This window comes from Secundilactobacillus malefermentans (assembly GCF_008033155.1).
GTDB classification, from domain to species: domain Bacteria; phylum Bacillota; class Bacilli; order Lactobacillales; family Lactobacillaceae; genus Secundilactobacillus; species Secundilactobacillus malefermentans.
In genome coordinates, this window is the sequence record NZ_CP042371.1 from 238698 (window position 1) to 257630 (window position 18933).

Below are 18933 nucleotides of genomic sequence, written 5' to 3' on the forward strand. Positions count from 1 at the left end.
TGATTCACCACTTTTATATTCTGTTAAAGTGGAAATGAAGTTGACATGTCGAATTGCTTTTTGGCGCACCTTACGGTGACGTCGTAACAAAAAACGGCAACTTCATCCGGTTCACCAATGAGCTCGCTCGAAGTCTGTTGGCTATTAAAGTCGTGTATTGAAAATTGAGATGAGTGAATCGATGAATACAACTTTTATGTAGGTGGTGTTTGATGATGCTTGATATGGAAATCATATTTGGTATTGATGTCAGTAAACATAGTTCAAACGTAGCCATTTTGATTGATGGCAGGACGTTTAAAGAATTTAAAATAACCAATAACCGACCAGGTTACAAAATACTTGATGATGCGCTTAACAGTTTTAGATCGCCGAAGGTAATTTTTGAATCTTCTGGCATCTATTCCCGAAGTATACGGTCCTTTCTTCAAAGGGAAAATTGGAATTATACGGAAATTAACCCATTAGCAGCAAAAAAAAGACATGGATGGGTTTAGGCATAATAAAAATGATCGGTTAGATGCCGTTTCATTAGCAATGGCAATGGCACAACATCATTATCAGTCGACCTTTAAGGAAAAAGCTGTGTATGGCGAGCTTCACGACTTGGAGCGAACCTATCAAGAATTCAACGAAGATATTGTACGAGCTAAAAATCGATTACATCAAAAGTTGCAGCTTACTTTCCCAGAGGTGGAACAATTTATAAGCACGACCGATGGTGCATTGTATTGGCACGTCGTGCAACAATTTCCACATGCCAGCCTTGTATTAGCAATCGAATTACCAGCGTTAGCCCAATTCATTTTAAAGGCTACACCAAAAAACATGAGTGAGAAGCGTGCATTCGCTCTAGCTAGGCATCTTCATGATTTGGCAAGTCAATCTGCCCCCGCAGTTGATTACAACGCTCACGCAGTTCACTCCGTTATTTATCTAGCTAACGAGGTTGAACACTTAAGCGGACTTAAGGCAGATATTATTGAGGAAATGACTAAGATTTCAAGCTTACTTGCCGAAATCCCAATCTTAGAATCAATTCCGGGATTCGGTATTAAAACAGCAGTTTGTCTCTTAGCTGAGTTAGGTGATATTAGCCGATTTCATAGCTCCAATGCCATTAATGCATACGTTGGAATTGATTTGATCCAGTATCAATCTGGGGATTTCGAGATGATGCAGCATATTCGAAAGCGCGGTAATCCATATGCAAGAAAAATATTATTTAAAGCTGTCTTAAACATGATGAGTGTCGCCAAATATCATCCATCGAATATCAGTATTTTTTATCAACGCAAAAAGCAATCTTCTAGTGAATCACACACTAAGAAGATTGCCATAGCTGCGATGGGACGTCTGATTAGGACCATCTACCACCTAATTAAAAATAATGAATTATATGATTCAACACAATTCTCACCAGAGAAATAAATCATAATTCATTCACACACAATTATAACACCTCAAAAAATCAATAACACCAGAGGTGCTATTTATCATACATTTATTCGGTAATACAATCTATAAAACACGGGAAAAAATCTTAAAGTACTGCTCAAAAAAAAGAGAACCCCATAAAATAGAGGTTTCTCTTGACTAATCGTAGAAAAATAGCCATTACCTAATTGAAGTAGGTAATGACTATTTTTAAAACAACATCATAAACTTAATAAAATTGACGGTCCGTACGAGACTCGAACTCGTGATCTCCTGCGTGACAGGCAGGCGTCCTAACCAGCTAGACCAACGGACCATAATTGCGGGAGCTGGATTTGAACCAACGACCTTCGGGTTATGAGCCCGACGAGCTACCAGACTGCTCCATCCCGCGATAATTTTAATAAAATGATGACCCGTATGGGACTCGGACCCATGTTACCGCCGTGAAAGGGCGGTGTCTTAACCGCTTGACCAACGGGTCATATTATTGTTAACGGAGAAGGAGAGATTCGAACTCTCGCGCCGCTTACGCGACCTATACCCTTAGCAGGGGCACCTCTTCAGCCACTTGAGTACTTCTCCAAAAAGTGGGCCTAAATGGACTCGAACCATCGACCTCACGCTTATCAGGCGTGCGCTCTAAACCAACTGAGCTATAGGCCCATTGAAAATGAACGAAGCGGGTAACGAGAATCGAACTCGCGACAACAGCTTGGAAGGCTGTGGTTTTACCACTAAACTATACCCGCATAACTAAATGGCGCGGGACGGAATCGAACCGCCGACACACGGAGCTTCAATCCGTTGCTCTACCAACTGAGCTACCGAGCCAAAACGGTCCGTACGAGACTCGAACTCGTGATCTCCTGCGTGACAGGCAGGCGTCCTAACCAGCTAGACCAACGGACCATAATTGCGGGAGCTGGATTTGAACCAACGACCTTCGGGTTATGAGCCCGACGAGCTACCAGACTGCTCCATCCCGCGATAATTAAAAAGGAGGATGAGAGATTCGAACTCTCGCGTGGTTTGACCCACCTGACGGTTTTCAAGACCGTTCCCTTCAGCCAGACTTGGGTAATCCTCCATGATATTTAAATGTGATCCGTAAAAAGCATATAAACTCACATACACCAATGGACCTTGTAGGACTCGAACCTACGACCGAACGGTTATGAGCCGTTTGCTCTAACCAACTGAGCTAAAGGTCCAGGTTCTGAGACCTAATCGCGGCGGGGGGGATCGAACCCTCGACCTCCCGGGTATGAACCGGACGCTCTAGCCAGCTGAGCTACACCGCGAAGTGTTAAATAAAACACTATTAAAATTTTATTTAATCGGGAAGACAGGATTCGAACCTGCGACCCCCTGGTCCCAAACCAGGTGCTCTACCAAGCTGAGCTACTTCCCGTTAAATGCACCCAGTAGGAGTCGAACCTACAACCTTCTGATTCGTAGTCAGACACTCTATCCAGTTGCGCTATGGGTGCAAAATATTAAGTTAATGCCGAGGACCGGGATCGAACCGGTACGGTCATCACTGACCGCAGGATTTTAAGTCCTGTGCGTCTGCCAATTCCGCCACCCCGGCGTTATTTTGGCATAAGCGGAAGACGGGATTCGAACCCGCGACCCCCACCATGGCAAGGTGATGTTCTACCACTGAACTACTTCCGCAATAATTTGGTACAATGCCGACTAGAAGATTCGAACTTCCGACCCCCTGTTTACAAGACAGGTGCTCTGACCAGCTGAGCTAAGTCGGCATAACTATAAGTCGGTACGCTTCTTTGAAGCAATGAGCCGTGACAGTCTCGAACTGTCGACCCTCTGATTAAAAGTCAGATGCTCTACCAACTGAGCTAACGGCTCAATGGAGGATACAGGGCTCGAACCTGTGACCCTCTGCTTGTAAGGCAGACGCTCTCCCAACTGAGCTAATCCTCCATGATCGCGTGGCAACGTCCTACCCTTGCAGGGGGCGATCCCCCAACTACTCTCGGCGTGCTAAAGCTTAACTTCTGTGTTCGGCATGGGAACAGGTGTATCCTTTAGGCTATCGCCACCACACTATTGAGAACTTGAGCTCTCAAAACTAGATAATATCAATTCCTTCAGAGAACACCACTTTGTGGTTAAGTCCTCGACCGATTAGTACTGGTCCGCTCCATGCATCGCTGCACTTCCACTCCCAGCCTATCTACCTGATCATCTCTCAGGGGTCTTACTTCCTTAATGGAATGGGAAATCTCATCTCGAGGTGAGTTTCACACTTAGATGCTTTCAGCGTTTATCTCATCCATACATAGCTACCCAGCGATGCTCCTGGCGGAACAACTGGTACACCAGCGGTATGTCCATTCCGGTCCTCTCGTACTAGGAACAGATCCTCTCAAATTTCCTACGCCCGCGACGGATAGGGACCGAACTGTCTCACGACGTTCTGAACCCAGCTCGCGTACCGCTTTAATGGGCGAACAGCCCAACCCTTGGGACCGACTACAGCCCCAGGATGCGATGAGCCGACATCGAGGTGCCAAACCTCCCCGTCGATGTGGACTCTTGGGGGAGATAAGCCTGTTATCCCCAGGGTAGCTTTTATCCGTTGAGCGATGGCCCTTCCATACGGTACCACCGGATCACTAAGCCCGACTTTCGTCCCTGCTCGACTTGTCTGTCTCGCAGTCAAGCTCCCTTCTGCCTTTACACTCTATGAATGATTTCCAACCATTCTGAGGGAACCTTTGGGCGCCTCCGTTACTCTTTAGGAGGCGACCGCCCCAGTCAAACTACCCACCTGACACTGTCTCCCACCACGATTAGTGGTGTGGGTTAGAGTGTTCACACAGCCAGGGTCGTATCCCACCAGCGCCTCTGCCGAAACTAGCGTTCCGGCCTCTACGGCTCCGACCTATCCTGTACAAGCTGTGCCAACACCCAATATCAAGCTATAGTAAAGCTCCATGGGGTCTTTCCGTCCTGTCGCGGGTAACCTGCATCTTCACAGGTACTTTAATTTCACCGAGTCTCTCGTTGAGACAGTGCCCAGATCGTTACGCCTTTCGTGCGGGTCGGAACTTACCCGACAAGGAATTTCGCTACCTTAGGACCGTTATAGTTACGGCCGCCGTTTACTGGGGCTTCATTTCTGGGCTTCGCCGAAGCTAACTCATCCACTTAACCTTCCAGCACCGGGCAGGCGTCAGCCCCTATACGTCATCTTACGATTTTGCAGAAACCTGTGTTTTTGATAAACAGTCGCCTGGGCCTATTCACTGCGGCTACACTTGCGTGCAGCACCCCTTCTCCCGAAGTTACGGGGTCATTTTGCCGAGTTCCTTAACGAGAGTTCACTCGCTCACCTTAGGATTCTCTCCTCGACTACCTGTGTCGGTTTGCGGTACGGGTAGTTAAACATTCACTAGAAGCTTTTCTCGGCAGCGTGACATCAGGTGCTTCCCTACTTAATTCGGTCCTCATCACAACTTGTCTACTCGGTCACCAGCATTTGACTGCTAACCAGACTCGTTGCTTGAACATTCTTATCCAACTGAATGCTCACCTTAGCCTTCTGCGTCCCTCCATCGTTCAAACACGTTTAACTAGTACAGGAATCTCAACCTGTTATCCATCGTCTACGCCTCTCGGCCTCGACTTAGGTCCCGACTAACCCTGGGAGGACGAGCCTTCCCCAGGAAACCTTAGTCATTCGGTGGACCAGATTCTCACTGGTCTTTCGCTACTCATACCGGCATTCTCACTTCTAAGCGCTCCACTAGTCCTTACGATCTAGCTTCTCTGCCCTTAGAACGCTCTCCTATCACACAACCTTACGGTTGTATCCACAATTTCGGTAGTATACTTAGCCCCGGTACATTTTCGGCGCAAAATCACTCGGCTAGTGAGCTATTACGCACTCTTTAAATGGTGGCTGCTTCTGAGCCAACATCCTAGCTGTCTATGCAACTTCACCGCCTTTTCCACTTAGCATACATTTAGGGACCTTAATTGGTGGTCTGGGCTGTTCCCCTTTCGACGATGGATCTTATCACTCACCGTCTGACTCCTGGATATAAATCTATGGCATTCGGAGTTTATCTGAATTCAGTAACCCATGACGGGCCCCTAGTCCAAACAGTGGCTCTACCTCCACGATTCTTTACTCCAAGGCTAGCCCTAAAGCTATTTCGGAGAGAACCAGCTATCTCCAAGTTCGTTTGGAATTTCACCGCTACCCACACCTCATCCCAGCACTTTTCAACGTACACGGGTTCGGCCCTCCAGCGCGTTTTACCGCACCTTCAGCCTGGACATGGGTAGGTCACCTGGTTTCGGGTCTACATCTACATACTGAAACGCCCGTTTCAGACTCGCTTTCGCTACGGCTCCGTCTCTTCGACTTAACCTTGCATGTAAACGTAACTCGCCGGTTCATTCTACAAAAGGCACGCTATCACCCATTAACGGGCTCTAACTAATTGTAGGCACATGGTTTCAGGAACTATTTCACTCCCCTTCCGGGGTGCTTTTCACCTTTCCCTCACGGTACTGGTTCACTATCGGTCACTAGGGAGTATTTAGCCTTGGGAGATGGTCCTCCCGGATTCCGACGGAATTTCACGTGTTCCGCCGTACTCAGGATCCTGAACTGAGGGCTCTCGATTTCGCTTACTGGACTTTCACCATCTGCGGTTAGGCTTCCCAACCTATTCAACTATCGAAAGCTTTGGTAACTCAAATGTTCAGTCCTACAACCCCAACAAGCAAGCTCGTTGGTTTGGGCTGTTCCCCGTTCGCTCGCCGCTACTTAGGGAATCGATTTTTCTTTCTATTCCTGTGGGTACTTAGATGTTTCAGTTCCCCACGTCTGCCGTTACTTGAGTATGTATTCCCCAAGCAACAATCATCGACTAAGATGATTGGGTTTCCCCATTCGGAAATCTCCGGATCAAAGCTTACGTACAGCTCCCCGAAGCATATCGGTGTTAGTCCCGTCCTTCATCGGCTCCTAGTGCCAAGGCATTCACCATGCGCCCTTCATAACTTAACCTAGCTATCACTTCGTGATAACGGTTAATTGAGTATGTTACGCGATATAAACTTGTTTCAAAACTCAAAAAATACGCGGTGTTCTCGGCTTTAATTAATTTATTACAATAAAATTAAAGGAAAAAATTGATATTATCTAGTTTTCAAAGATCAAATTCCTTGACCCATTAGGGTCAATGGAGAATAGCGGGATCGAACCGCTGACCCCCTGCTTGCAAAGCAGGTGCTCTCCCATCTGAGCTAATTCCCCATATTAACATGTTTTCGCATGTCGAGTGGGCCTGAATGGACTCGAACCATCGACCTCACGCTTATCAGGCGTGCGCTCTCACCAACTGAGCTACAGGCCCAAATAGCTGTTCTCACATTTTTGAGAGTAAACCCCTCAAAACTAAACAAAGTTTCGACTTATGTGCAACCTTCCGTATTATCCTTAGAAAGGAGGTGATCCAGCCGCAGGTTCTCCTACGGCTACCTTGTTACGACTTCACCCTAATCATCTGTCCCACCTTAGGCGGCTGGCTCCCGAAGGTTACCGAACCGACTTTGGGTGTTACAAACTCTCATGGTGTGACGGGCGGTGTGTACAAGGCCCGGGAACGTATTCACCGCGGCATGCTGATCCGCGATTACTAGCGATTCCAACTTCGTGTAGGCGAGTTGCAGCCTACAGTCCGAACTGAGAACGGCTTTAAGAGATTAGCTTACCCTCGCGAGTTCGCGACTCGTTGTACCGTCCATTGTAGCACGTGTGTAGCCCAGGTCATAAGGGGCATGATGATTTGACGTCATCCCCACCTTCCTCCGGTTTATCACCGGCAGTCTCACCAGAGTGCCCAACTTAATGCTGGCAACTGATAATAAGGGTTGCGCTCGTTGCGGGACTTAACCCAACATCTCACGACACGAGCTGACGACAACCATGCACCACCTGTCATTCTGTCCCCGAAGGGAACGCCTAATCTCTTAGGTTGGCAGAAGATGTCAAGACCTGGTAAGGTTCTTCGCGTAGCTTCGAATTAAACCACATGCTCCACCGCTTGTGCGGGCCCCCGTCAATTCCTTTGAGTTTCAACCTTGCGGTCGTACTCCCCAGGCGGAATGCTTAATGCGTTAGCTGCAGCACTGAAGGGCGGAAACCCTCCAACACTTAGCATTCATCGTTTACGGCATGGACTACCAGGGTATCTAATCCTGTTCGCTACCCATGCTTTCGAGTCTCAGCGTCAGTTACAGACCAGACAGCCGCCTTCGCCACTGGTGTTCTTCCATATATCTACGCATTTCACCGCTACACATGGAGTTCCACTGTCCTTTTCTGCACTCAAGTTTATCAGTTTCCAATGCACTTCTTCGGTTGAGCCGAAGGCTTTCACATCAGACTTAACAAACCGCCTGCACTCTCTTTACGCCCAATAAATCCGGATAACGCTTGCCACCTACGTATTACCGCGGCTGCTGGCACGTAGTTAGCCGTGGCTTTCTGGTTGGATACCGTCACAACGTGAACAGTTACTCTCACGTTCGTTCTTCTCCAACAACAGAGTTTTACGAGCCGAAACCCTTCTTCACTCACGCGGCGTTGCTCCATCAGACTTTCGTCCATTGTGGAAGATTCCCTACTGCTGCCTCCCGTAGGAGTTTGGGCCGTGTCTCAGTCCCAATGTGGCCGATTACCCTCTCAGGTCGGCTATGCATCATTGCCTTGGTAAACCATTACTCTACCAACTAGCTAATGCACCGCGGGTCTATCCAAAAGTGATAGTCGAAACCATCTTTCAAACGAAAATCATGCGATTTTCGTTGTTATACGGTATTAGCACCTGTTTCCAAATGTTATCCCCTACTTTTGGGCAAGTTACCCACGTGTTACTCACCAGTTCGCCACTCATCCGATGTTAATTATCAGTGCAAGCACTTCAAATCAACGGGATGCGTTCGACTTGCATGTATTAGGCACGCCGCCAGCGTTCATCCTGAGCCAGGATCAAACTCTCATTTTAAAATGATAAGCTTTAGCTCATTATTTGTTTTTGTTGCTTACGAATTGACTTCGTTTGTTACATTTTGGATCCAACCTCGATGGGTTGAATCGCCCTGCACATTTGATTCGTCGAAACTTTGTTCAGTTTTCAAAGGTCTATTCTCGCCGCTCATAACAACTAAGCAGCTTAATAAGTATAAAATACTGTGTCTGGAAAGTCAAGCTCGAAATTGAATAAATATTCAATTTCGTTTGCTGACTACTGGAAATCGACAACTATTAAATCTTATCAAATGTTGCTCATCATTGTCAAGCATTTTTGAAGTTGGATTTAGAAAATTTTTCATTTCGTAAATCGGCATCAATTGCCGTTCCCAATGAATCACAACAGGTAATATCTTATCAACAATTGTCACTCTGGTCAAGAGCATATTTTGATTTTAATGAAATTAAATAAAAAGAAGACAATCAGTTTTGATTGTATTCCATGTAAATTCATTCATTTAAGTTCGGGGGCATCAGTCTTGTACTCAGCTGTTACTTTCCCCTTGTTCTTAGCTTGTGCACTTGTCGGCTCTTTTTTCTGTGCTTTCTTCAATTGATCTAAGCCGTTTTCCAACTTATAGTTATACTTTTTCTTATTAGTCTTTTCAAAGCCATCTGGTTCATAGAACCTGAGCAAATCGCCATAAATTACACGATCCGACAGTGATAGCTCAGTTGTCACATGGTTTTGTAAGGCAGAGACGTCAGCCTTTTGCTGCTTTGTAAGCTTTAATTCGTCTCCTGTCTTCGTATCATAAACCGTTGTCCCAACTTTCGTATACTTCGGACTGACAAAATTACCATTTCTAAATGCAACGAGTTGTTTCCGATTTTTAGAGAGTAAGTCATTTCCGAATTGAACAGTAGTGGTATTTTTTATGCCTAATAAGTCTAGCAACGTCGGTAGAACATCAATTTCACCACCGTACGTATGATTGACGCCGCCCTTTAGTCCATCTGCATGAATCATAAATGGTACTTTCTGGAATTGAGCTAAATCATAGCTAGTAATCTTACTTTTTCCGAGTAATTTTGCAATTGCTGGTCGGTGATTGTTTGAAATACCGTAATGGTCACCATATAAAACGAACATACTGTTCTTATATAAGCCCGCCTTTTTAAGGTAGCTAATTAATTCACCAAACGATTGATCCAAATAGTGGGCAGTCTGTGCATATGAGTCAACAGTCTTGTCGCCCGTCTTAGTTTCTGGAAAATCTGTATCCTCTTTCCCAATTTCATATGGGTAATGATTAGTAAGCGTGATTAATTTAGCATAGAAAGGCTGTGGTAATTGCTGCAGGTATTTTGCAGACTGGTCAAAGAATATCTTATCCTTCATTCCATAGCCTACATTATATTCTGCCTTTTGCTTATAGTAGCTAGAACTGAAAAAGTAGTCATATCCCCATGATTTATAAGTGTTATCCCTATTCCAAAAACTAGGGACATCGCCGTGAAACGCCGCCGTCGTATATCCATTTTGATCTAAAATTGACGGTGCGGCCTGGAATGTATTCTGAGTTCCATAGGTGGTCATTGCTGACCCCTGAGATAAACCAAATAAAGAGTTCTCAAGCATCATTTCGGCATCGGAAGTTTTCCCTTGGCCCACTTGATTGTAGAAGTTGTCAAAACTCAACGTATTCTTGTTATGGAAAAACTTGTTTAAATTAGGCGTAACTGTCTTACCATCCACCTTATAATCAATTAAAAACTGCTGAAAGCTTTCCAAATGAATAACAAACACGTTTTTGCCCTTCTCCGTACCATAATATTCGGTATTTGCAGAAGCGCGGTTCTTTTTTAAGAATTTCAAGACACTACGCATATCGCTTGAACTTGCATTAGCTCTTGTAGAACTCTCTTTTTGCGATTGATAGGCACTAAACGCAGCAAACTCATTTAAACCAAGGTACTTAACAATGTAATTATTATCAAATGTCCGAGTCAATAAACCAGATCGATCAGCATTAGCCATCCCAAACTCGGCACCTATTAAACCTAACGACACCACAGTCATTGTGAAGGCATATCTGCGTTTCAATGGTCGCTTATCAATCTTGATCACCTTAAAAACTAACAACAAGATTAAGAGAATGACGTCTAAATAGACTGCAAAGTCACTCGGATGAATGATTTCACTAAGACTCTTACTCAAATTATTCGATACATCCCCAGATCCTTTTATAATACCGACAGAAAGAAAATCCGAGAATTCTCGATAGTAAACGATATTTGCAAAAATCCAGGTTGACTCCAAAAAGCTGATAATCATCATCAGCCAATAGGCCAAGCGTCCACGGAAGTATAAAGCAATTCCAAATATCAGTAAGCCTGCAGGAATTGGATTTATGAGTAACAAAAACTCTTGAACACTTCCTTTAGCGCCCAACGTAAATTCAGTTTGATAAACAATATAGGTTTTAATCCAAAATAGAACAATAGTTAGAAAGAAAAATCCCCATATGGAGTTCCTTTTTCCTAATACCTTTTTAAAAAAGTTCGACATATTCGAGCCTCCGCATAATATTAACAAGCTAAATTATATCTGAAATTCAGAAATTATCAATTTCTAACAGAATTCTTCAGCAAAACTTCAAACTATCCTGAAGTAAGGCCTGCTTTCCACAGTTCACATTCGATCATTTGTCCGAGTTATTTTCCTGAACCTTATTTGGCTTAATCCACATGGCAACTAATCCAGATATCATTCCAAAATAATAAGTCAGCAGCCGCCATAGTATCATAGCCAAAACTAATTTGCTATGACTAGGTATGAAACTCGCAAATAGCGCCTCAAAGCTGAATTCTGCTCCCCCTGCACCACCAGGAATCGGAAACAACGATATGACCATCACGATGAGCACGTGCAAACTTGTTACCATTAAGATATTTACCTGCGAGTAACCTAACGCAAGCATAATGAAGTATGGAATTAAATAGTAGAAGAACAGTTGGAGAAAAGTGAGCCCAATTACCTTTAAAAGCAACGGCCAACGGTGGGCAATTCTCACACTTTCTAGATAAAAGGTATCAATTTTACTATCAAATTTTTTCTGTTGTTCCTGATATTTGTCATCCTTTGAAAACCATTTAACCGGAACAAGGAGAATTCGGATTAACCTTTTTGTAAACGATGGCCAATACATAATTAATAGTAGTCCAATTATGACTGCCAAGTGAATTAAGAATCCCAAAATAACAAATAGCGACAAGTAGCTCAGCTTTGATGCTAAGTAATGGAACCCAATAATCAAGCTAATTAAAAAATTAATAACAATTAGGCCTTGGAAAACAACAAACTTCATCAATAAAACAGAACTAGCACGACCGCCATCCACACCAGTTTGGAGCATCGCAAATAATTGAGCAGGTTGTCCACCCGATGAGAAAGGAGTAATGCCATTAAATAGCTGTTCTATCATCGGAATTCGTAAAGCGTCTTTAAAGGTAAACCCTTCTAATCGGTCGTCCATAAACACCTTTACAATATAACCTTCAATTCCAATGTATAGACAAATACAGATTACTGCAACGAACATCCAGTATGGGCTAATGTTGACTAAATCATGCATCAGCGTTTTAAAGTCGACATCTCTTAGCGATAGCCCAATGACCAAAAGACCAAACAAAAACATAATGGCTACAACGATTTTATTTCTTCTAGTCACTTATTTACCCTCTTTGGCTTGTTCCCGGTAGAAATCTTCCCATATTTTTACAAGTCGATCTTCCGAATAATAGGCAGCAGCACTTCTTGCAACTTCCTGAAAATGAGTAATCATTTCTGGTGAGCTCTCTAACTCAACCAACTTATCAAACATTTCGTTAACATCTTTTGCTGGAACGTAGTCGTCTTCAATTATCGCTGGATACAGATCTAAATCTCGTAATAGAACTGGGGTTCCGGTGCTAAATGATTCCAAAATGGACATTGGAAATAGCTCACTATAGGATGGTAAAAGAAAAACATCGCTTAAATTATAGTAATCAACTAACTTGTTTCGATCTACAATTCCAGGGAAACTAAGATTTTCCGGTGGATTATCGACAACTTTTTTTAGTTCAGAATACCCATCCGTGATGCGACCAAATGAGAATCCCCCCGCCCAAATAAATTGTATGTTAGGTAGTCGCTTGGCTAATTCAATAAAGTCGAAAAGACCCTTTCGCTCCTGTATTTGACCAACACCCAAAACAATAAATTTCTTTGTATATCCATACTTCAAGCGTAACTTCTTTTTTTCTTCAGCGCTGGATTCATAAAATTCTGTACGACTAACAAAATTGGGAATGTAGGTTATATCCTCTTTTTTGATTCCATACGCCTCTAATTTTGGAATAAAAGTAGGATTTACAACCACTAAGTGATCCATCCGCTTATAAAACGCAATGACGTAGTGATAAAAGATTGATCGAAACGGCTGCGGTATTTTCAGACTTCCTTCAAGCGTTTCCGGTAAAAAATGCACATATCCTATTTTTCTTCCTAAAAACGAAAAAAAAGTAGACAGAAAAAAAGGAAAGTTGATTGTATGGTAATGACTAATATCAGCTTTACGATATTTATTTATTTCAACAGATAACTTATTTTTTGCACGGTTAGAAAGTAACTTGACTAGTTCAAGATAAGCACTTCCAACCCCCTGTCCCTTAACCTTATCAGCTGTTGAAAACATATTAATTTTTAGCATTTCCAGAGTCTCCCCATCTACTATTAATCACTAATTCCTTCTGAGCTTTCATGTACATCTTCGTATGACAATCTTGCATCTTGATAGAATTCAATGATGTTTTGACCAAAAGTATCCGATGATATCTCTGAAAGCCGCTTATCCAAAATTTCCTGATTTTCATATTTTTTATCATTTATTAAATAGTCTGTGACTAACGACACCATTTCTTCAGGCTTATCAAAATTAGCCCCTAAGGCTCGATCAGTTAGCAACTCTTCTGTGTAAGGGCTTCTTTTAACGACCGTTTTCAATCCAGCCGCTAACGCTTCAATGTACGTTAATCCCTGTGACTCAGAATCTGAGGCAGACAGAAAAACATTGGCCATATGGTAATAGTGGAACACCTTGTTATTATCAATTTCTCCAGTAAATTTTACATTCTCCTGAAGGTTTAGCTGTTTAACCTGATCCTCCAACGCCTCTTTTGCGGGGCCATCCCCAACAATCAATAGTTGTGCATTAGGAACAGTGCTCAGGATTTCTGGCATGCCATCAATAACCGCTGCAATATTTTTTTCAAATGCAAGCCGGCTTAACGATAAAATAACTGGTGTCTCTGGCTGGTACCCCAATTGTTTCCTCAAGTTTTCAGAATCTGGTTGCTCAAATTTATGTAAGTCAACCCCTGTCGGTATAATTCGAATGGGTGTTTTTACGCCATAAGACGTCAATGTATCAAGTACTCGTTCACTTGGCGCAACAATCCCCGTCATATGATAGCAAAACGCTAATGTCATTTGTTTAACATGAACGGGTTTCAGTAGTTTCCCCTTCGCAACGTAATGCAAATAATCCTCATACATCGTGTGGTAGGTATGAATACATGGTATCTCTAAATTTCTTGCGACAAATTTTCCAATCCAGCCCATCGAGAACTCAGTTTGAGTATGAATAATATCTAAATTTAGTTCTTTCGCAATTTCGTATGCATGAAACAGTCCCCGAACTGCTATTCTGCGATCTGTAAATGAAACAAATGGGATACTCGGAAATCGAAATATGTTCCGCTCGTACGTATCCTTATCGACGTGTGGATCCGTTGTGGTAAATATATATACTTGGTTGCCTTGCTTTTCCAATTCATCTCTCAAAGTCTTAATTGAAGTAGCAACGCCACTCACTTGAGGAAAGTAAGTATCCGTAAATAACCCTATGTTCACGTTGATTCCCTCCTAAGTCTTGCTGCTTACTTGATTAGTTAATATCTCGATTCAATTCAATTGCTTTAATTATATTGGTTTGCCTTTTTCATTGCAAACATGTTTCAACGTTTACGAGACATTCATCCAAATCTTAATTATCAAACCGTGTCTACTTGGGATTGCTAGTAATTATAAAGATTCAATAAAAAAGAGCCAAGACAAAATAGTCTCGACTCTCCTAAATACGATTTATTTATTAAAAATCATTTTAAACTATCCATGGCTTCTTCTACCATGTTTTTAACTTCATCATTTGTTTGAGCTTGTAATGCTTTCTCAACTAATTTTGCAGCCTTCTTTGAATCAAGTTCCTTGAACAGCGAACGTGTTTTCAAAATTGAAGTTGCACTCATTGAGAATTCATCCAATCCCATTCCAAGTAATAATGGAACTGCAATTTGATCTCCAGCCATTTCACCACACATTGCAGCAACCTTACCCTCTTTGTGGGCAGAGTCAACAACGTGCTTAATTAGCCGAAGAATAGCAGGGTTATAAGGTTGGTACAAATAAGAGACTCGTTCATTCGTACGATCCGCAGCCATAGAGTAACCAATCAAATCGTTCGTTCCGATACTCATGAAGTCCACTTCTTTAGCAAACTGATCTGCAAGAACAGCTGCTGCAGGGATTTCAATCATGATTCCCAACTTAATGTCGCCAACTTTTTGACCTGCATCAATCAGCTTTTGACGTTCTTCGTTATAGATAGCCTTAGCTGCACGGAATTCATCCAGCGTTGCAATCATAGGGAACATAATCCATAAGTTTCCAAAATTAGAAGCTCGCAACAATGCGCGCAACTGCGTTCTGAAAATATCATCGCGATCCAAACTAATTCTGATTGCTCGATAGCCCATAAATGGGTTCATTTCAGCAGGAAGTGGTAAATATGGAAGCTTCTTGTCGCCACCAACATCCATTGTTCGAACAACAACTGGTTTATTATCTAGCTTTGAAACAGCAGATTTATATGCCTCAAATTGTTCATCTTCAGTTGGCAGTTCCGCAGAATTCATATAGAGGAACTCACTTCGGAATAAGCCAATCCCTTCGGCTCCATTATCAAGAACAGCCTGAATATCTTGAGGTGTTCCAATATTTGCAGCAATGGTGTGATGCACACCATCCTTTGAAAGCGTCTCAGCAGTCTTAAGCTTCTCCCACTCGTCTTTTTGCTTTAAGTAATCTTGTTCCTTCTTTTCATACTTAGCAATTTCTTCATCAGTAGGATCCACCAAAGCTTCGCCGTCCAAACCATTAACGATGACAACATCGTCTTCATTGATGGTCTTGGTTGCATCTCCTGACCCAACAACGGCTGGTATTTCTAGTGTGCGAGACATAATGGCTGAATGTGATGTCCGGCCCCCGATATCCGTAATAAAGCCCTTAACGTATTTTCGATCTAATTGTGCTGTATCACTTGGTGTTAAATCATGTGAGACAACAATAACTGGTCGGTTAATTAAAGCTGGATTTGGAAGTTCGACACCAAGCAAATGAGATAGCACACGTTTACGAACATCGCGGACATCCCCGGCTCGTTCTTGCATGTAGGCATTATCAGTCATTGCTTCAAACATTGAAATATACTGGTCAGTTACATCAGTTAATGCTTGTTCTCCATTAACCTTTTGATCACTAATTTCTTTGTTAATTGCACCAATCATTTCTGGATCAGAAAGAATTGTAATATGTGCTTCAAAAACTTCAGCTTCTTCTTCGCCTAAAGTTTCTTTAGCTTTGCTCTTAATGATTTCAAGCTCAGCCTTTGAAGCATCCATTGCGTCTTGCATCTTCTGCACTTCACCATCAACATCAGTGATCGTTTGCTTACTAAATGATAGATCAGGATCTACCAATCGATAAGCTTTCGCAATTGCAATACCATCACTGGCAGCAATTCCTTTTAGTACCTTTTTCATTATTCAGATAAGCCTTCTTTTTTCATGGTTTCTGAAATAGCTTCGATGGCATCTTTCTCGTCGTCACCTTCAGCTGAAATAGTAATGTCGGTATTTTGACCAACACCTAATGACATAACACCCATAATAGACTTCAAATTAACTGATTTGTCGCCATATTGTAAGGTAACTTCTGAATTGAACTTACTTGCTGATTGAACCAAAAGTGTTGCTGGACGTGCGTGGATACCTGTTTCTGCAGTTACGTGAAAATCGCGTTTTTCCATAATTAATCGATCTCCTTAAATTTTATCTGATTTATTTAGACACCTATTTCAAGCCTAGCCACAATTGTGAAAACGCTAAGAAACCCTTGAATTTCCGTGCCTTTAACTTTAAGAATAGCAATTCTTGCCTAAAAATACAAGCATTTCATTAAACGCTTTCATTATGGCTAGTTCTACTTTTCTTCTCTATCGTAAATATATTGAACTTTACCGCCTAATTGAGCCTTGCCAACAATTTTTTTACGATCATCTGCCGCAAGATAGGCATCATGAAACGCCATAAATTCATCCGGCTCTACCTCAAAATCTTCAATCTGACCATTTCTAAGCTGTTCTAGCAGTGCAACATAATCCCTCGCCATCTTATCACCTCTCTTCCTCCTCGTATTATTAAAATTAATATCTTTTAGTTTTTTGTTCAATGTTTAGATGTTGCGTGATATTCTCTAGTTGTTCATTGGATTTAGGTCCAACTGGTATAGGCTTAATTCCTCCTGCAGTTTAATCTGCTTTAATAGCATGCCGCCCAGGCAATTCGAACAACCGCAAACCACAAGCTGTAGTGACTGAATTGATTTGTTTTCACTCGCGTGAAAACGCAGCTAAATTAGTTTCTGTCTAGTCTACTTATATTGCGAGGATGCCCGTAGAATTGTAATTAGGGAACATCATGCAGCACCTAAGCTTATTCAATCAAATAAAAGTGAAAGGAGGTCCTATCCCATGAACTTATTTATTGGTATTGACGTTGGTAAACTTAATCTAAGTTATTGTGCAATTAACTCAGATGACCAATGCCTATTTCAGGATGAGGCAAGTAATGATTTAAACGGTGCTTCTCAAATCAAACAAGCTATTCTTGCAGAAACCAAATTATCGGATTACCAAAAGGTAATCGTTGGTATGGAGGCAACTTCTGTCTATAATTTTCATCCAACTACGTTTCTGTCTGAAGACCAAGAGTTACAAAAAAATCAGCTCGAGGTTATTACCATTAATCCTTACACTTCTCATCATTTTAGTGAATTGTTTGATGATGGTAAAACCGACGAGGTAGATGCAAAACAGTTAGCCGAATTAATTCGTGTGAAACCATTGGGAACATCAGTTGTGCGTCAGGAAAAATATATGGCATTACAACGCTTAACCAGGGAACGGTATCATCTTATTCATCAACTAGTAGATGCTAAAAATCAATTTTTAAATAATCTCTACTATCGCTGCAATACCTTAGATCAAACACTACCCACATCTGTTTTTGGTTCGACGATGATGTCTTTAATTACTGATGAAGAACTAAGTCTAGATGAAGCTGCTGCAATGCCACTAGATCAGTTAGCTGTTAAATTACAACAGCTAGGTCATGGTAAATTTGGTAATCCAGAAGAAGTAGCTAAAGCCATTAAGAAGGCCGTTCGGTCTTCCTATCGACTATCTAAAGCAGTTACTGAATCAGTAGATTCAATTCTGGCGGTTTATGCTGAAATTATTCGTACACTTCAAGCACAAATTACAAAGCTCGATAAATCAATTCAACAACTTTCAGTGCAAATTACCGAAATCAAATGTCTCACTAGTATTCCTGGAATCGGTGCCGTATTTGCGGCGGGTATTGTATCCGAAATTGGTCAAATAACTCGTTTTCCAAATGAAAGTCACATTGCTAAATATGCTGGCTTAGCTTGGATGCCACATGAATCAGGAACTAGTATCCGGCAATCCACTCCTCGTACCCGTAAGGGTAACCAATATCTACGTTACTACTTAGTTGAAGCTGCCAACTCAGTAAGACGTTACGATCCAACATTCCAACGTTACTATCAAAAAAAATATAAAGAGGTTCCTAAGTATCGTCACAAACGAGCTGCCGTTTTAACAGCACGTAAGTTGGTTAGATTAGTAGACGTTCTAATTCGAAATAATCAACTTTACGTACCACCAGAAACTGGTATAGCTGAATAAATGACGATAACGGAAACGAGCGTAGCTCGGTGAAATTCTTACTTTCAGCGGGCTGGGGTAGATATGCTCTAAATTAACAAATTTTACGGGCTTTCAGGCTTATCACCTTCTTGACTTATTACCACAAGGCTATTTTACCCTATTTATAGTAGAAAACTCATCTGAAGATTAAATAGTTGCATTATGGGACAGATTGAAGTAAAACTAAACGTAATTAGCAGTGCTTGTGTTTGACTGCTAGTTCCAAAAAGTTCCGATTAACGGGCTAACTTATTGAGTTCTAAAAGTTGCACTCTAACTCGAAACGGGTATAATAAA

Annotated in this window: 10 protein-coding genes, 21 tRNA genes and 3 rRNA genes; 3 read left to right on the plus strand and 31 right to left on the minus strand. The window is 42.1% G+C overall.

Going from position 1 to position 18933, the window contains the following annotated elements:
- Positions 1-212 precede the first annotated feature (212 nt).
- Positions 213-497 carry an IS110 family transposase gene (locus FGL90_RS10530; RefSeq protein WP_263862590.1) on the plus strand — a complete coding sequence of 95 codons (285 nt, stop codon included), beginning with the start codon at positions 213-215 and terminating at the stop codon, positions 495-497.
- Positions 484-1431 carry an IS110 family RNA-guided transposase gene (locus FGL90_RS01175; protein ID WP_263862591.1) on the plus strand — a complete coding sequence of 316 codons (948 nt, stop codon included), beginning with the start codon at positions 484-486 and terminating at the stop codon, positions 1429-1431. The genes FGL90_RS10530 and FGL90_RS01175 overlap by 14 nt, the downstream gene beginning before the upstream one ends.
- A 248-nt stretch (positions 1432-1679) precedes the next feature.
- On the opposite strand, the gene FGL90_RS01180 is transcribed toward FGL90_RS01175, so the two are convergent.
- The 31 genes from FGL90_RS01180 to FGL90_RS01330 all read right to left on the minus strand — a co-directional run bounded on the left by FGL90_RS01180 (position 1680) and on the right by FGL90_RS01330 (position 17015).
- Positions 1680-1753 (minus strand) — tRNA-Asp (locus FGL90_RS01180).
- Positions 1754-1757: 4 nt separating this feature from the next.
- A tRNA-Met gene (locus tag FGL90_RS01185) sits at positions 1758-1831 on the minus strand.
- Positions 1832-1849: 18 nt separating this feature from the next.
- Positions 1850-1921: transfer RNA gene (locus tag FGL90_RS01190), tRNA-Glu, on the minus strand.
- A 13-nt stretch (positions 1922-1934) separates the two neighbouring features.
- Positions 1935-2022: transfer RNA gene (locus FGL90_RS01195), tRNA-Ser, on the minus strand.
- 6 nt (positions 2023-2028) lie between these two features.
- Positions 2029-2103: transfer RNA gene (locus FGL90_RS01200), tRNA-Ile, on the minus strand.
- Positions 2104-2118: 15 nt separating this feature from the next.
- Positions 2119-2189, minus strand: a tRNA-Gly gene (locus tag FGL90_RS01205).
- A gap of 9 nt (positions 2190-2198) precedes the next feature.
- A tRNA-Phe gene (locus FGL90_RS01210) sits at positions 2199-2271 on the minus strand.
- A 4-nt stretch (positions 2272-2275) separates the two neighbouring features.
- Positions 2276-2349: transfer RNA gene (locus tag FGL90_RS01215), tRNA-Asp, on the minus strand.
- Positions 2350-2353: 4 nt separating this feature from the next.
- Positions 2354-2427 (minus strand) — tRNA-Met (locus FGL90_RS01220).
- A 10-nt stretch (positions 2428-2437) separates the two neighbouring features.
- A tRNA-Ser gene (locus FGL90_RS01225) sits at positions 2438-2527 on the minus strand.
- A 50-nt stretch (positions 2528-2577) separates the two neighbouring features.
- A tRNA-Ile gene (locus FGL90_RS01230) sits at positions 2578-2651 on the minus strand.
- Positions 2652-2667: 16 nt separating this feature from the next.
- Positions 2668-2741: transfer RNA gene (locus tag FGL90_RS01235), tRNA-Met, on the minus strand.
- Positions 2742-2777: 36 nt separating this feature from the next.
- Positions 2778-2851, minus strand: a tRNA-Pro gene (locus tag FGL90_RS01240).
- A gap of 5 nt (positions 2852-2856) precedes the next feature.
- Positions 2857-2930: transfer RNA gene (locus FGL90_RS01245), tRNA-Arg, on the minus strand.
- Between the two features lie 15 nt (positions 2931-2945).
- Positions 2946-3031 (minus strand) — tRNA-Leu (locus FGL90_RS01250).
- A 14-nt stretch (positions 3032-3045) separates the two neighbouring features.
- Positions 3046-3117 (minus strand) — tRNA-Gly (locus FGL90_RS01255).
- A 15-nt stretch (positions 3118-3132) separates the two neighbouring features.
- A tRNA-Thr gene (locus FGL90_RS01260) sits at positions 3133-3206 on the minus strand.
- A gap of 33 nt (positions 3207-3239) precedes the next feature.
- Positions 3240-3312: transfer RNA gene (locus FGL90_RS01265), tRNA-Lys, on the minus strand.
- 2 nt (positions 3313-3314) lie between these two features.
- Positions 3315-3387 (minus strand) — tRNA-Val (locus FGL90_RS01270).
- Between the two features lie 6 nt (positions 3388-3393).
- Positions 3394-3510 (minus strand): 5S ribosomal RNA (rrf, locus tag FGL90_RS01275).
- Positions 3511-3571: 61 nt separating this feature from the next.
- A 23S ribosomal RNA gene (locus tag FGL90_RS01280) occupies positions 3572-6490 on the minus strand.
- Positions 6491-6666: 176 nt separating this feature from the next.
- Positions 6667-6739: transfer RNA gene (locus FGL90_RS01285), tRNA-Ala, on the minus strand.
- A 26-nt stretch (positions 6740-6765) separates the two neighbouring features.
- A tRNA-Ile gene (locus tag FGL90_RS01290) sits at positions 6766-6839 on the minus strand.
- A gap of 87 nt (positions 6840-6926) precedes the next feature.
- Positions 6927-8492, minus strand: a 16S ribosomal RNA gene (locus tag FGL90_RS01295).
- The 16S, 23S and 5S rRNA genes sit together here with 21 tRNA genes alongside, the layout of an rRNA operon.
- A gap of 480 nt (positions 8493-8972) precedes the next feature.
- On the minus strand, positions 8973-11030 hold the full coding sequence (locus FGL90_RS01300; protein WP_147656558.1) for an LTA synthase family protein: 2058 nt from the start codon (positions 11028-11030) through the stop codon (positions 8973-8975).
- A gap of 133 nt (positions 11031-11163) precedes the next feature.
- Positions 11164-12192, minus strand: coding sequence for a lysylphosphatidylglycerol synthase transmembrane domain-containing protein (locus FGL90_RS01305; protein ID WP_010619690.1), 1029 nt, complete (start codon positions 12190-12192; stop codon positions 11164-11166).
- Positions 12193-13215, minus strand: coding sequence for a glycosyltransferase family 4 protein (locus FGL90_RS01310; RefSeq protein WP_147656559.1), 1023 nt, complete (start codon positions 13213-13215; stop codon positions 12193-12195). It abuts the gene before it with no gap.
- A 23-nt stretch (positions 13216-13238) separates the two neighbouring features.
- Positions 13239-14417 carry a glycosyltransferase family 4 protein gene (locus FGL90_RS01315; RefSeq protein WP_010619688.1) on the minus strand — a complete coding sequence of 393 codons (1179 nt, stop codon included), beginning with the start codon at positions 14415-14417 and terminating at the stop codon, positions 13239-13241.
- A gap of 245 nt (positions 14418-14662) precedes the next feature.
- A complete protein-coding gene (gene ptsP / locus FGL90_RS01320) occupies positions 14663-16387 on the minus strand; it encodes a phosphoenolpyruvate--protein phosphotransferase (RefSeq protein WP_147656560.1) in 1725 nt (574 codons plus the stop codon).
- Complete coding sequence (locus tag FGL90_RS01325) at positions 16387-16653, minus strand: phosphocarrier protein HPr (RefSeq protein ID WP_010619686.1); 267 nt, start codon at positions 16651-16653, stop codon at positions 16387-16389. The genes ptsP and FGL90_RS01325 overlap by 1 nt, the downstream gene beginning before the upstream one ends.
- A gap of 173 nt (positions 16654-16826) precedes the next feature.
- Complete coding sequence (locus FGL90_RS01330) at positions 16827-17015, minus strand: hypothetical protein (protein WP_010619685.1); 189 nt, start codon at positions 17013-17015, stop codon at positions 16827-16829.
- A gap of 361 nt (positions 17016-17376) precedes the next feature.
- Here FGL90_RS01330 and FGL90_RS01335 point away from each other — a divergent pair, with 361 nt between their 5' ends.
- A complete protein-coding gene (locus tag FGL90_RS01335; RefSeq protein WP_010620861.1) occupies positions 17377-18615 on the plus strand; it encodes an IS110 family RNA-guided transposase in 1239 nt (412 codons plus the stop codon).
- Positions 18616-18933 lie beyond the last annotated feature (318 nt).

Coding starts and splice junctions, on each gene's coding strand:
- FGL90_RS10530 (WP_263862590.1), top strand. CDS start 213: ATGATGCTTGATATGGAAATCATATTTGGTATTGATGTCAGTAAACAT.
- FGL90_RS01175 (WP_263862591.1), top strand. CDS start 484: ATGGATGGGTTTAGGCATAATAAAAATGATCGGTTAGATGCCGTTTCA.
- FGL90_RS01300 (WP_147656558.1), bottom strand. CDS start 11,030: ATGTCGAACTTTTTTAAAAAGGTATTAGGAAAAAGGAACTCCATATGG.
- FGL90_RS01310 (WP_147656559.1), bottom strand. CDS start 13,215: ATGCTAAAAATTAATATGTTTTCAACAGCTGATAAGGTTAAGGGACAG.
- ptsP (WP_147656560.1), bottom strand. CDS start 16,387: ATGAAAAAGGTACTAAAAGGAATTGCTGCCAGTGATGGTATTGCAATT.
- FGL90_RS01325 (WP_010619686.1), bottom strand. CDS start 16,653: ATGGAAAAACGCGATTTTCACGTAACTGCAGAAACAGGTATCCACGCA.
- FGL90_RS01330 (WP_010619685.1), bottom strand. CDS start 17,015: ATGGCGAGGGATTATGTTGCACTGCTAGAACAGCTTAGAAATGGTCAG.
- FGL90_RS01335 (WP_010620861.1), top strand. CDS start 17,377: ATGAACTTATTTATTGGTATTGACGTTGGTAAACTTAATCTAAGTTAT.